The organism is Acidimicrobiales bacterium (assembly GCA_033344915.1).
Classification (GTDB): Bacteria; Actinomycetota; Acidimicrobiia; order Acidimicrobiales; family Aldehydirespiratoraceae; genus JAJRXC01.
The window spans coordinates 3,453,493-3,466,578 of the sequence record JAWPML010000001.1 but is presented as its reverse complement, the minus strand read 5'-3'; the positions used below and the strand labels follow the sequence as shown (position 1 = coordinate 3,466,578).

The window sequence follows — 13,086 nt, the reverse complement described above, 5'->3', positions numbered from 1 at the left end:
GTCACGAAAGGGTCGACGAATTCGGCCGAGAACGACCCTTTCGTGTCCAGAGATCCCACGTGGGGGGGAACTCAGGGGGTCGGCTGGAGGAGGTCCCAGGGGTTGCCCCACGGATCCTCCCAGACGGCGACGATGCCGTAGGGCTCCCGTCGCGGCTCCTCGTGGAAGCGAACGCCGGCGGCCGTCATGCGGGCGTGGTCGCGGGTGAAGTCGTCGGTGTGGAGGAAGAACCCGACCCGGCCGCCGAGCTGGTTCCCGACGGCGGCCTGCTGGTCGGGACCGTCGGCGCGGGCGAGCACGATCCCGGTCTCGGCCCCGACGGGACGCACGACGACCCAGCGCTTGCGGCCCTCGTCTCGGTCCTCCACGAGCTCGAAGCCGAGGACGTCGATGAAGAACGCGATGGCCTCGTCGTAGTCGGGCACGAGCAGGGAGACGAGGGCGACGCGGCTCACGGTTCCAGCTCGGCTCGCACCTCGGCGTCGTGTTCACCGAGACGGGGCGGCCGACGGACCGATGACGTGCCCGCCGGGATGCCGTCGATCCGTACGGGTGAACGGACGCCGACATAGCCGTCGGCCGCGACGGTGGGATCGAGGCCCATCGACTCGCTCCACCCGATCGCTTCCGGGATCGAGTTGATCGGGCCGCAGGGCACGTCGCGGGCGCGCAGGCGCTCGACCCACTCGTCGCGGGTCCCGCCGGCCAGGGTGCGGTTGAGCTCGTCGGCGAGCTCGTCGATGTGGGCCCGGCGGGTCGGGTTGTCGACGAACCGGGGATCGTCGAGGAGGTCGGGCCGGTCGAGCGCCTCGGCGACGAGGGCGAACAGCTTGTTGTTCGCGGCGGCGATGATGAGCTGGCCGTCGCTCGCGTCGTAGGCCTCGTAGGGCGCGATGGACGGGTGGCGGGACCCGTTGCGGATCGGATCGGCACCGCCCATCAGCGTGCCCGTTCCGTGGTTGGTGAGGGTGGCGACGGCGGTGTCGAAGAGGCTCACCTCGACATGACGGCCGACCCCGGTCGTCGCCCGTTCGGTGAGCGCGGCGAGCACGCCGATCGTGGCGTAGAGACCGGTCGTCATGTCGACGATCGGCACGCCGACCCGGGTGGGCGGTCCGTCGGCCTGGCCGGTCATGTGCATGAGGCCGCCCATCGCCTGGGCGACGAGGTCGTAGCCCGCGAGCTGGGCCGCCGGGCCGGTCTCGCCGAAGGCGGTCACCGTGCAGGTGACGACAGCCGGGTTGTCGGCGGCGAGCGTCTCCCGGTCCAGACCACGCCCGGCCATGAAACCCGGGCGGAAGTTGTCGACGACGACGTCGCCGGTGCGGGCCAGCGCTCGCGCGAACGCGAGATCGCCGTCCTCGGACTCGTCGAAGAGGTCGAGCACGATCGAACGCTTCCCCCGGTTGAGCGACTCGTAGTAGGTCGCCCGGTCGAGTTGCTCGTCGTCATCCGGTGCGCGGAACCAGGGTGGCCCCCACGTGCGGGTGTCGTCGCCGTGGCCGGGCCGTTCGATCTTGATGACGTCCGCCCCGAGGTCGGCGAGGTTCTGGGTGACGAGCGGGCCGGCGAGCACGCGGGAGAAGTCGATCACGCGTATCCCGGCGAGGGGAGTGGGTGCGTTGGTCACCCCCGCAATCTGGCAGAGACGCGGCCCCTTGCGCGGTATCGGGGTGCCGACCGTGCCCGCTCAGGCCGGCCGGAGGGCGCGCAACTGGCCCACGTGGGCCGGCAGGTGCATCTCGGCCTGGGTCTCGATGGCGACGCCACCCCACGGCCGGGGACCGTCGAGCATCACCGCACCGGCATGGAGCAGCCGGCAGTGCACCTCGGCGGCCAGCTGTTCGGGCGTCAACCGGGCGAGGGCCGCGACCACCTGACGGGAGGTCGCTCGGCCCCGATCGATCAGCCCGGTTTGATCGCCGGCCGCCGTGGTCCACCGCGCGAGGACGGCCGGGTCCTGACAGCGCTCGTTGGCGAAGGTGGTCGTGCGACCGTGGACGATCGCCTGGCAGACGCCGATCATCGCGAGGTCGTTGAGGGCGACGTGGGCGATGACCTCCGCGGCGGTCCACTCGCCGGCCGGCGCGGGACCGAAGCCGCCGGTCTCGGCTTCGGCGAAGAACATCGCGTACGCGGCATCGAGTGCTTCGAGTTCGGACCGGTCGGCCGGCGACTCGGCACCGTCGGCGAAGTGGTCGAGGGCGTGGCCCCACGCGTTGGGCCCGACGTAGGACCGACGCCGACCCATGGCATCGGCACCGAACGTCTCCCAGCCTCGATGCTCGAGCACGACGCGCGTGCCGTCTTCGTCGGCGTGGAAGTTCACCTCCACCTCGGACGCGTCGTCGTGGTCGCGGCCCGGATGCCACGAGAGAACGAGCCGCGCCGGCGGCTCCCAGACCCGAACTTCGGCCCACACCGACTCCTCGCCGCTGAGCGAACGTTCGACCACGCGATCGTCGGCGAACACGACGCCCCCGGACTCGTCGCCGAAGATGCCGTGGGTCGGGAGCGGCCACCACGCGCCGATCTCCTCGGTGAAGATCCGGAACGCGTCGTCCGGCGTGCGGGGGACCCAGGCGGCGCGAACAACGGGCGGGGGTGTGGTCATGGCGACGTCTCCTTCGAGGCGTGTTCGGCGAACGCGCCGAGGGCGTCGTCCCAGAACGAGTCGACCCAGGCCCGCACCGCGCTGAGGCCGTCGGGGTCGATCCGGTAGAGCCGGCGCGCTCCCTGGGGGCGCACGGCGACGAGGTCGGCTTCGCGGAGCACTCGCAGGTGCTGCGAGACGGCGGGCTGGGAGATGTCGAGCTCGTCGGTCAGCTCCCGCACGCTGCGTTCGCCGGATCGCATCAGCTCGAGCACCCGCCGGCGGGTCGGATCGTGGAGGGCGCCGAGCGCCCGGGCTGCCGTAGACATAAGGAGGTGCTTATCATAAGCAGAGGCGAATGAATCGGTCAACCCTGCGGGCGTCGATCTGGCAGAGTCTCGGACGTGCACGTGAGCATCACCGTCCCGACCGAGGATCCCCGCGACGCCCGGACGATCTATCCGGAGCTCGAAGCGATCGGCTACGACCGGGCGTTCAGCTTCGAGGCGAAGCACGATCCGTTCCTGGCGCTCGCGGTCGCCGGCGAGCACACCAGCCGGATCGAGCTGGGCACTGCGATCGCGATCGCGTTCGCCCGCACCCCGATGACGCTCGCCAACACCGGTTGGGACCTTCAGGCCACCACCGGCGGACGTTTCGTGCTCGGTCTCGGCTCGCAGATCAAGCCCCACATCGAGCAGCGCTACTCGATGCCCTGGTCGAAGCCGGCCGCCCGTATGCGGGAGATGGTGCAGGGCATCCGGGCGATCTGGCAGGCATGGGAGACGGGGGAGCGACTCCGTTTCGAGGGCGAGTTCTACACGCACACGCGGATGATCCCGGCGTTCGATCCCGGGCCGAACCCGTTCGGTCCGCCGCCGATCTTCACCGCCGGGTTCGGGCCACGGTCGACAGCGGTCGCGGGCGAGGTGGCGGACGGCTTCCTCGTCCACCCGGTCAACAGCCGGCGCTCGCTGCAGGAGCTGACGCTGCCGGCGATCGCGACCGGCGCGAACCGAGCGGGGAGGGATCCGGCGGATGTGGAGGTCGTCTGCGTCACGACGATCGTCACCGGCCGCACCGAGGAGGAGTACGAACGCTCGCGCGCCGGCGTGCGCGGACAGCTCGCCTTCTACGCGACGACGCCCGCCTACCTGCCCGTGTTCGAGCTCCACGGCTACGGCGACCTGCATCCGGTGCTCAACGCGATGGCGAAGGAGAACCGGTGGGACGAGATGCCGGCGCTGATCGACGACGAGCTCATCGAGACCATCGCGGTCGTCGGCGAGCCCCACGAGATCGCGCCGAAGATCCGCGAGCGGCTCGCCGGCATCAGCGACCACGTCAGCCTCGTCAACAATCGGGCGCCGGATCCGCGCCACTTCGCCGAGATCGTGGACGGCCTGAAGCGCCCGCCTGCGTAGGCTTGCCCGGTGACCGACTTCATTCGCGAGAAGATCGCCGCTGACTGTTCCGACGGGCCCTACGGCGGCCGGGTGCAGACGCGCTTCCCGCCGGAGCCGAACGGGTTCCTCCACATCGGTCACGCCAAGTCGATCACGCTCAACTTCAGCGTGGCCGACGAGTTCGACGGGACGTGCGTCCTTCGATTCGACGACACCAATCCCGACACCGAGGACAGCCGGTTCGTCGAGGCGATCCAGGACGACGTGCGCTGGCTCGGTTTCGAGCCCGGGGAGCCCGCCTTCGCGTCGGACTACTTCCGCCAGCTCCACGAGTGGGCGGTGCAGCTGATCGAGAAGGGGCTCGCCTATGTCGACGACCAGGACGCCGAGACCATCTCGCTGAACCGCGGTGGGTTCACCACCCCCGGTACCGATTCACCATGGCGGGACCGCTCCATCGAGGAGAACCTCGACCTCTTCGCCCGGATGACGGCGGGCGAGTTCGGCGAGGGCGAGAAGGTCCTGCGGGCCAAGATCGACATGAACCACGAGAACATGCAGATGCGTGATCCCGTGATGTACCGCATCCGCCACACCCACCACTTCCGCACCGGCGACGAGTGGAAGGTGTATCCCACCTACGACTGGGCCCACGGGCAGAGCGATGCCATAGAGGGCACCACGCACTCGCTGTGCACGCTCGAGTTCGACACCCATCGGCCGCTCTACGACTGGTTCATGGAGCAACTCGAGCTCGACGGGGATCGCCCCCGTCAGACCGAGTTCGCCCGGCTCAACCTGACCCACACGGTGCTGTCGAAGCGCAAGCTCCGTCAGCTGGTCGACGAGGGCCATGTCGACGGGTGGGACGACCCCCGCATGCCGACGCTTCGAGGCCTGCGGCGGCGCGGCTACCCGCCGGAGGCGATCCGCGAGTTCGCGTCGCACATCGGGATCGCCCGCGTCAACGGCACCCACGAGATCGAGCTGCTCGAGTCGTTCGTGCGGACCCACCTCAACACGCACGCCCAGCGGCGCATGGCCGTCCTCGATCCGATCGAGGTCGTCATCACGAACTGGCCCGAGGGTCTCGTGGACGTGCGGGAAGCGGTCAACAATCCGGAGAACGAGGCGGACGGCACCCGTGAGGTTCCGTTCAGCGGCCGGTTGTTCATCGAACGCGACGACTTCATGGTCGACCCGCCGAAGAAGTTCTTCCGGCTCGCCCCCGGGCGTGAAGTCCGGTTGCGGGCCGGCTACTTCATCACGTGCGACGACGTGGAGACCGACGCCGATGGCAACGTCACCCGCCTGCGGTGCACCTACGACCCGGAGACGGCCGGCGGGCAGGCCCCCGACGGGCGCAAGGTGAAGGCGACGATCCACTGGGTCTCCGCCGAGCATGCGGTCGACGCCGAGGTGCGGCTCTACGACCGCCTGTTCACCGCCGAGCACCCTGGCGCGGACGGCGAAGACCCGCTGGCGTCACTCAACCCGGCGTCGCGCGAGGTCCGCACCGGCTGCAAGCTCGAGCCGGCGCTGGCCGACACCCCGCTCGGCGAGGTCGTGCAGTTCGAACGGCTGGGCTACTTCGCCCACGATCTCGACACGCCCCTCGTGTTCCACCGCACCGTCGGCCTCCGCGACGAATGGGCCAACATCCAGAAGCGCCAGTCGAAGCCCTGACCCACCCCCACCCCGCAATCTCGCCCCCACCCCCAATCTCTGCCCCACCCCCGCAATCTCTGGTCATGAAAGGGTCGGTGTGGGCGACCCTTTGGTGACCACAGATCGCTCGGTGGGAGAGATTCGGCGGTCAGAGCGACCCTTTGGTGACCAGAGATTGCTGCTGTGTGCGGGCGGGGGGGCGGGTCTAGAGGGTGGCGAGGGTGTGGAGGTAGGGCCAGGCGAGGGTGGGCGGGATGCCGCCGCAGAGGGGCTGGAGGGCGAGGGTGCCGTAGCGGTCGCGCAGGGTGCGGGCTTCGTCGGTGGTGACGATGCGGTACGCCCCGTTCTCGGCGCGGAGCTCGTCGACGCTGGTGGCCCGGCTGACGGACAGGGCGGCGGCGTCGCCCGTCCATTCGGCATAGGTCACGGCGTCGTGGAGCAGGTACTCGCCGATCTCGGCCCAGGCGGCGTCGGGGTCGTCGGCGACGAACAGCGACGTCGGTGAACCGTCGCCGGGAGCCATGCACAGCCCCGGCGGATTGCCCGCCTCGATCGCGGCGGCGTCGTAGGCGTCGGCCAACGCCGGGTCCGCATGCTGGGGCACGAACATCATCCCGAGCCGGCCGGCCCGACGGGCCGCCGCCGCACTGCCACCGCCGTACATGACGGTGGGGCCGCCCGCCGTGAACGGCGCCGGTGTCACCTCGATGGTGCGGCCGTCCCACTCGAAGCGCTCGCCCCGCAGCGCTCGGGTCAGCACCTCGAGCCGCTCGTCCATGAGGGCGCCGCGGCGCCGCGGATCCACGCCGAACATCGCGAACTCGGCGTCGCGGTAGCCCAGCCCGACCGTGTAGGTCACCCGCCCCTGGCTGAGGTGGTCGAGGACCACCATGTCCTCGGCGAGCTTCACGGGGTCGTACATCAGGGCGAGCAGCGCGCCGACGTTGATCGGCAGCGTCGACGTGCGGGCGGCCGCGGCGCCGGCCATCACGAGCGGTGACGGCAGATAGCCGTCGCTCGACGAATGGTGCTCGGAGAAAAGGCCGAGCATCGCGCCGTTCGCCTCGCCCCATTCGCACATCTCGAGCGCGGCCGCGTAGAGCTCGCCCATCGACGCGGGCGAGTGGGGAGCGAGCCGGAAATCGAAGCGCAGGATGAACATCGAGGGAGACTTACACGACGCGGTGGGCGAAGCCGAATGAACGACCGCGGTCGACGAAGCGCTCCTCGTCCTCGGTGGCCTCCCGACCCACGTCCGGGTGGGCGACGATGCCCTCGAGGAAGTGTTCCACCGATCGCAGGTGCAGCTCGGACATCGAGTCGCACGGCTCGGCCCGCAGCCCGGTCGACTCGCCCAACGCCGCGGAGGCGTCGAAGTCGACATGGAGCTGGACGTAGCCCTCGAGGTTGGGCGTGCGCAGGCCGAACTCGACGTGGACCGTCTCGTAGCGGTGGAGGTACTCGTCGTGGGTGAAGTCGGCCCGCCGATGCATGAGGTACTGATAGCGGACCGAGGCCGGCGCTGCCGGTTCGATGAAGACCCGGTCGCGGCCGACGATCGCCATCGAACGCGCGGCGTCGATCAGCGGCCCGAGCTCGGTGGCGACGTCCACGAGGGCGTCGATCGCGTCGCCTGCGGCCTCGACGGCCGCGGTCTGGGGCGACGCGGCGCCGTGGAAGCAGGCTGGGTCCCGCCGGAGCACGGTGAGCGCAGGACCCACCGAGGCGAGCGCGGGCCCGAGGTCATGCCCGCCCGCGGGCACGAGGTGGAGCAGGGCTCGGGTCGCGTCCACGGCGGCGTCAGCCGAGCAGCTCGCGGAGCACCGCGAGATCGTCGACGGCCTGGGCGAACAGCAGCTCCGGTTGGTCGAGGTCGGGTTCGCCGGTGCCGTGGACGAACTCGAGCGTCCACGTGCCGTCGAACCCGAGCGACGTGGCGACGGCGATCTTCTCGGCCAGCTCGTCGCGGATGTCGGCAAGCTTCGGGGATCCGGTGAACAGATGGTTGACGTGCACGTGGCTCATCCGGTCGCCGTAGGAGGCGAACTTGGCCCGGATCGTGTCGAGATCGTCGTGGGTGTGGAACAGGGCACGGCTCCCGGCCGGCAGGACCTCGGCGGCGAAGGCCGGGTCGTCCATCGCGGAGCCGTCGTGGCACTCGCACACCAGCTCCACGCCGGGGAGCGCGGCGGCGAACCGCGAGAGCCGGTCGCGGTACGCGGCGCGGGCGTCGTCGTCTCGCTCGGGCCCGGTGTTCCACTTGGCCTTCCTCGCGCCGGAGCGGCGGATCCACGACGCGGCCTCGTCCCGTTCGGCGTCGTCGGGATCGTCGAAGCCGACATAGGTGTTGAACACGCCCACGCCGAGCGGGTGGCCGAAGACCGCGTCGACCTCGTCTTTCGGTGCGGTGCGCACATGGTGTTCCCAGAGCTCGATGCCGTCGAAGCCGGCGTCGGCGATGCGGTCGAGCCACGGTGAGATCGCCATCGGCGGTGCCGCGTCCGGCGCGAACCACGCCCACCGCCCCGGCTCGATCGCGATCGTTCCGAGGAGGATCTCGGTCACGCCGAGGCGCCCGCCGGGTCGATGGCGAAGTGGGAGATCTGGATGTCCTCGGCGCCATAGTCGGCGAAGTTGTCCTCGGCCCGGCCCCGGATGAACTCCCGCCAGGTGAACGGCCGGTAGCGGGGGCCGGTGGCCGCGAGCTCGCCGATGGGCTCGATCACGCAGTCCCGGGGCGGGTTCGAGAAGAAGGGGATGGAGTAACGGCTGCGGTCGGTCATCGGCACGACCCGGTGCACGGCCGCCTTGTAGCGGTCGTTGGTCCAGACCTGGAGGGTGTCGGCGAGGTTGACGACGATGGTGCCCGGCCGGGGCTCGACGTCGATCCAGCCGTGTTCGGACGACTCGGCCTGGAGCCCGCCGGTGTCGTCCTGGAGGAGCAGGGTGAGCACCCCCGGGTCGGTGTGGTGGCCGAGCGCGACATCGCCGAGCGGGTTGAGGCCGTCCCGCTCGTCCGCCGGGACGGGGTCACCGACCGGATAGTGGTTGAGCCGGACCGTGCTCGTGGTGCGGGCCGTGGTGTGCGTCGCGGCGAGCGCCGGATCGAGTTCGAGGGTGCGCTGCACCAGGTCGAGCGTGCGCGCCGCGAGCCGGGCGAAACCGTCGAAGAAGTCGGTCATCGTCTGACGGAACCCGTCCGGACCGGCCGGCCAGCGGTTCGGATTGTGTTCGGCGGGGATCTCCGGATCGATGAAGTCGAAGACCTCCTTGCTGTCGCGCTTCTGTTTCGTGAGCTCGCGGTCGTACCAGCCGAGCATCGCCTCGGGACTGCGGCGGATGGCCTCCTTGTTCGCCGGGTCGGACGCGAAGAACGCCTCGGTCGCGCGCCAGGTCCGATCGATCAAGTCGTCGAGGCCGTGGCCGGTCAGGAGGAAGAACCCGTGGTCGGCGCAGGCGGTGTCGAGTGCGGCCAGCGAGGTCGCCGTCGGGTCGCTGATGTCGACGGTCGGGACGAGATCCATGGGCCGACGCTAAACCGTGCCGCGCCGGGTCACCAGACCAGCGGGATGTGACCCTTCGGGTAGGTCGACGCGGCGAAGCACCAGAACTCGATGGCGTGACGGTGGACGGTCATGCCGGGCGCGGTCGCCGTGCGGTGCAGGTTCATCTCGTCGAAGATCACGATGTCGCCCGCCGTGATCTGGGGGCGGACGATCGGCGCGTTCAGGCGCTCGATGACCGGGTCGCCGACGGCCCAATCGAAGAAGGAGCCCTCGGTGCCGGTCTCGACGATGTGGTCCATGCGGTCGGCGACGAGGTCGAGCCCGGGCGCGTCGACGCCGCAGTCCGTCAACGCCAGCCAGATGTTGATCGCCCGGATGTGGTCGCCCAGGAAGGCGCCGTCCTGATGCCAGCCACCGATCTTGTCGGGCTCGACCCGGCGCATCGTGCACTTGTTCGCCGACATGACCGGGCGGTCGCCGAGGAAGTCCTGCACCACGTCGTGGAGCCCGAGCGAGCCGTAGAGCTCGAGGAGTTCGAACATGCCGCGGGGACTGTCGGCCAGCAGCACACCGCCGGCTTCGGTGATGAACCGGCGCCGGAGGGCCTGGGGTCGTTCGGGCAGGGTGTCGAGGGCGAGCCGGTCCGCCTTCAGCGGGTAGTAGGTGCTGTCGCCGCGGTCGTCGAGGTCGTCCGGGTCCGTCACCTGGGCGAGCGCCCGCTCGATGGTGCCGATGAGCGACTGGACCGCGGTCTGGTCCAGCGCGGCGGGGACATAGAGGGCGCCGTGGGACTCGAGGGCCGCACGGACGGCGCCGGCGGTCATCTCCTGGAGCGAGATCTCCGGCAGGCCGGATGCACCGATGGGCGGCGCCGCCGGGTCGGCCGGCACGGGTGGGTCCGGCACGGCCGAGGTGAGGGCGACCCAGCTGCGGTGGCGGAGATCGGTGATCTTGCGTTCGATCTGGTCGTCCCGGCTGGCCCGGTTCGCGACGGTCAGGAGGTCGATTGCTTCGTCCCACGCCCCGGCCGCGCTCAGTCGCTCGGCGTCCTCGAGGATGTCGGTGGTCATCGGACCGCCTGCCGGTCGTGGTACAGCGTCTCGGCGAAATCGTAGAGCGCCAGGTCCAGCGCATTGTCGTGGGCGATGCGCTCGATGAGGTGGTCGGGCGCCTCCTCGGGTTCGGTCGTGTTCGACACGATCTGCTGATCGCCGACGAGTCCGTAGCGCGCCGCGAGGTCGTTCCAGAACTCGTCCAGGAGGGGTTGGAGGCCGAACGCGTCGAGCGACGCCACCCCGGCCTTCGCGTCGTCGAGGCGAGCGGGCGTGTCGTCGACGTCGGTGAGCACCCCGTCACCCGGGCCCATCTCGTCGGACTTGATCGCGAACATGCGGGTCATGTGGTTGCGGATCAGGCCGGCGAACCGGAACGGGTCGTCGTAGAGCTCCTCGAGTGATTTCTCCCGGTCGGCCGTGTTGATGCGCTTCTGGTGGCGCAGGTACGACAGGGTCCGCTCGATCGGTGGGCGCAGCACGCTCAGCGTCACGAAGGGCGCGTCGAGCAGTTCCACCACCGAGAGGGGGAAGTGGCCGGCGACGACGCGGATCTCGTCGCCGCGGACGGCCCAACGATCGAGGAGGTGGGTGAGGGAGATGACGGACAGGCGCTTGTCGGTGCCGTCCGTGGCGTTGGGGTAGATCGCTTCGTCGGGGAAGGTCGCCCGGAACCGGTCGCGCACGGTCGTGCCGGCCGTCTTCTGGAGGTGGACGACGAAGAATCGCGTGGGGTCTTCACTCACAGGAGGATGAGAGTAGCAGGCGTTGGTTCTGCCACCGAGAGCGGCGCTCTGACCCTTCTTCGTGGTCGATCCGGCTGCTACCCTCAGCTGCGCGATGGACGTTTCGCGATGACGTACGACTGGGCATTCCTGCCGATGAGCGAGTCGACCTCGATCGTCGACGACCCCGTCGCGCTGCGCGCCCGGTTGGAGGAGGACGGCTACCTCTACCTGCCGAAACTCCTGGACCGCGACGACGTCCTGGCGGTGCGTCGCGACGTGCTGCGCGCCCTCGGCGAGGCCGGCTGGACGGACCCGGAAGCGCTGCCGATGGCCGGGCGCGTCGGCATCGAACCCGCCCGCGAGGGCGATCCGGCGTTCTTCGACGCGCTCGATCGCGTGCAGAAGCTCGAGTCGTTCCACACGCTCGCCCACCAGCCGGCACTGGTCGCCGCGATGCGAGCGGCCCTGGGCGAGTCGGCCTTCCCCCATCCACTCAAGATCGCGCGGCTGGTGTTCCCCGACTTCGAGGCGATCAGCACGCCGCCCCACCAGGACTATCCCAACAATCAGGGGACGGAGAAGCTGACGGCGACCTGGATCCCGCTCGGCGACATGGCGGCCGAGCTCGGCGGGCTCGCGATCCTGCGCGGATCGCACAAGTGGGGCCCGTTGCCCCTGACCAACCATCTGGGGGCCGGCAACCGGTGCGCGATGCTCCCGCCGGAGATGCTCGAGGAGTGCCGGTGGGTCACCACGCGCTTCGAGGCGGGCGACGTCCTCGTCTTCCCGTCCCTCACCGTGCACGCCGCCCTCCACAACCTCTCGGGCATGTTCTTCCGGCTGTCGATCGACTTCCGGTGGCAACTCGAGGGTGAGGCGCTCACGGCCGGGTGCCTCGAACCCCACTTCGGCCGGCTCAGCTGGGACGAGATCTACGAACAGTGGAGGAGCGACGAGTTCCAGTACTACTGGCGGGATCTGGACTACGACGTCGTGCCCTTCCAGGAGCTCGAGATCGTCGAGACGCTGAGCGAGGACGAGTTGATCGCGGAGTTCCTGCAGCAGCAGGCCCGGACCGCCGCCCGCCAGGGGCAACGCCCTCCGGTGACGTCGTGACCCCGGTGCGGGACCGCATCGACGCCCTGCGCGACGCGGGTGACCCCGTCGCGGCGCTCGATGCCGCGATCGAGGCGCTGCGTGGCGGCGCGGACCCGGCGCTCGAGTCGCTGCTCGTCGAGCTGCGACACGAGGCGTTCTTCCAGGCCGCGCCCCCCGTCCCGGTCGCGGTCGAGCCGGAGCCGCCGCGTCCCCGATCCGGGGCGGACCTGCCCGAGTTGGCGAGAGACGAACTGACGGCCGACGCGCTGCGCGACGGCATCGCCACCCACGGCTGTGTGCTGGTGCGCGGACTCATCGACGAGTCCGAGGCCGGCGAGCTCCGTGACGGCATCGATCGGACGTTCGCCGCGTTCGACGATCGCCAGGCCGGCCACCGCGACCCGGACGATGCGCCATGGTTCACGCCGTTCACGCCGTCGGTCGGCGACTATCGCATCGGCGGCCGGAAGTTCATGCGGGAGAGCGGCGGCGTCTGGACCGTTGACTCGCCCCGCATGATGTTCGTCCTCACCGAGCTGATCGAACGTCACGGACTGGGCGACCTCGTCGCCGACTATCTCGGCGAGCGGCCGGCGCTGTCGGCCAACAAGTGCAACCTGCGCCGCGTGCCGGTCGACACCCAGACGAACTGGCACCAGGACGGTGCCTTCCTGGGGCGGGAGGTGCGCTCGCTCAACCTCTGGCTGGCGCTGGGCCCCTGCGGTGTCGACGCACCGGCACTCGATCTCGTGCCCCGACGCCTCGACCGGATCGTGGAGACGGGCACGCCGGGCGCGATGTTCGACTGGTCCGTCGCCCCGGACAAGGTCGCGGAGGCTGCGGGCGACGTGGCCGTGGTCCGCCCGACATTCGAGGCCGGCGACGCCCTCTTCTTCGACCACCTGTTCCTGCACCGCACCGGCGTGAGCGAGGGCATGACCAGTGAACGGCACGCGATCGAATCATGGTTCTTCGCCCCGTCGTCGTACCCCGACGGGCAGATTCCGATCCTGCTCTGAGCGGCTGACGGGCGCG

General features: G+C 70.1%; 14 protein-coding genes. 4 read left to right on the top strand and 10 right to left on the bottom strand.

Going from position 1 to position 13,086, the window contains the following annotated elements:
• Positions 1–71: 71 nt before the first annotated feature.
• From R8F63_16695 to R8F63_16680, 4 genes are read right to left on the bottom strand one after another with little or no spacing between them, the layout of a single operon-like run.
• The gene (locus R8F63_16695; GenBank protein MDW3220250.1) at positions 72–455 is read right to left on the bottom strand and encodes a VOC family protein; all 384 of its coding nucleotides are present in this window, start codon (positions 453–455) and stop codon (positions 72–74) included.
• Positions 452–1,630, bottom strand: coding sequence for a CaiB/BaiF CoA-transferase family protein (locus tag R8F63_16690; GenBank protein MDW3220249.1), 1,179 nt, complete (start codon positions 1,628–1,630; stop codon positions 452–454). Before R8F63_16690 ends, R8F63_16695 begins: the two co-directional genes overlap by 4 nt.
• Positions 1,631–1,690: 60 nt before the next feature.
• A complete protein-coding gene (locus R8F63_16685) occupies positions 1,691–2,614 on the bottom strand; it encodes an SRPBCC domain-containing protein (GenBank protein ID MDW3220248.1) in 924 nt (307 codons plus the stop codon).
• Positions 2,611–2,922, bottom strand: a complete 312-nt coding sequence (locus R8F63_16680; protein ID MDW3220247.1) for a metalloregulator ArsR/SmtB family transcription factor — start codon at positions 2,920–2,922, stop codon at positions 2,611–2,613. The genes R8F63_16685 and R8F63_16680 overlap by 4 nt, the downstream gene beginning before the upstream one ends.
• An 81-nt stretch (positions 2,923–3,003) precedes the next feature.
• Between R8F63_16680 and R8F63_16675 the strand changes: the two genes are divergently transcribed.
• Positions 3,004–4,017, top strand: a complete 1,014-nt coding sequence (locus R8F63_16675; protein MDW3220246.1) for a TIGR03617 family F420-dependent LLM class oxidoreductase — start codon at positions 3,004–3,006, stop codon at positions 4,015–4,017.
• Positions 4,018–4,026: 9 nt separating this feature from the next.
• Entirely contained in the window at positions 4,027–5,685 is a 1,659-nt protein-coding gene (locus R8F63_16670; GenBank protein MDW3220245.1) for a glutamine--tRNA ligase/YqeY domain fusion protein, read from the top strand.
• 187 nt (positions 5,686–5,872) lie between these two features.
• Here R8F63_16670 and R8F63_16665 read toward each other — a convergent pair whose 3' ends face one another.
• Genes R8F63_16665 through R8F63_16640 form a run of 6 tightly spaced genes read right to left on the bottom strand, consistent with a single transcriptional unit; the run spans position 5,873 to position 10,971 of the window.
• Positions 5,873–6,829: an LLM class flavin-dependent oxidoreductase gene (locus tag R8F63_16665; GenBank protein MDW3220244.1), complete on the bottom strand. Its 957-nt coding sequence runs from the start codon at positions 6,827–6,829 to the stop codon at positions 5,873–5,875.
• Between the two features lie 10 nt (positions 6,830–6,839).
• Positions 6,840–7,460 (bottom strand): EthD domain-containing protein, encoded by a 621-nt coding sequence (locus R8F63_16660; GenBank protein ID MDW3220243.1) that lies wholly within the window; start codon positions 7,458–7,460, stop codon positions 6,840–6,842.
• Positions 7,461–7,467: 7 nt separating this feature from the next.
• Positions 7,468–8,232, bottom strand: coding sequence for a hypothetical protein (locus R8F63_16655; protein MDW3220242.1), 765 nt, complete (start codon positions 8,230–8,232; stop codon positions 7,468–7,470).
• On the bottom strand, positions 8,229–9,191 hold the full coding sequence (locus tag R8F63_16650) for a 2OG-Fe(II) oxygenase family protein (protein MDW3220241.1): 963 nt from the start codon (positions 9,189–9,191) through the stop codon (positions 8,229–8,231). The genes R8F63_16655 and R8F63_16650 overlap by 4 nt, the downstream gene beginning before the upstream one ends.
• Before the next feature lie 29 nt (positions 9,192–9,220).
• Positions 9,221–10,243, bottom strand: a complete 1,023-nt coding sequence (locus R8F63_16645) for a phytanoyl-CoA dioxygenase family protein (protein MDW3220240.1) — start codon at positions 10,241–10,243, stop codon at positions 9,221–9,223.
• Positions 10,240–10,971, bottom strand: coding sequence for a hypothetical protein (locus R8F63_16640; GenBank protein MDW3220239.1), 732 nt, complete (start codon positions 10,969–10,971; stop codon positions 10,240–10,242). The genes R8F63_16645 and R8F63_16640 overlap by 4 nt, the downstream gene beginning before the upstream one ends.
• Positions 10,972–11,079: 108 nt before the next feature.
• On the opposite strand from R8F63_16640, the gene R8F63_16635 reads away from it, so the two are divergent.
• Both R8F63_16635 and R8F63_16630 read left to right on the top strand, forming a co-directional pair.
• Complete coding sequence (locus R8F63_16635) at positions 11,080–12,069, top strand: phytanoyl-CoA dioxygenase family protein (protein ID MDW3220238.1); 990 nt, start codon at positions 11,080–11,082, stop codon at positions 12,067–12,069.
• Positions 12,066–13,070: a phytanoyl-CoA dioxygenase family protein gene (locus R8F63_16630; protein MDW3220237.1), complete on the top strand. Its 1,005-nt coding sequence runs from the start codon at positions 12,066–12,068 to the stop codon at positions 13,068–13,070. Before R8F63_16635 ends, R8F63_16630 begins: the two co-directional genes overlap by 4 nt.
• Positions 13,071–13,086 lie beyond the last annotated feature (16 nt).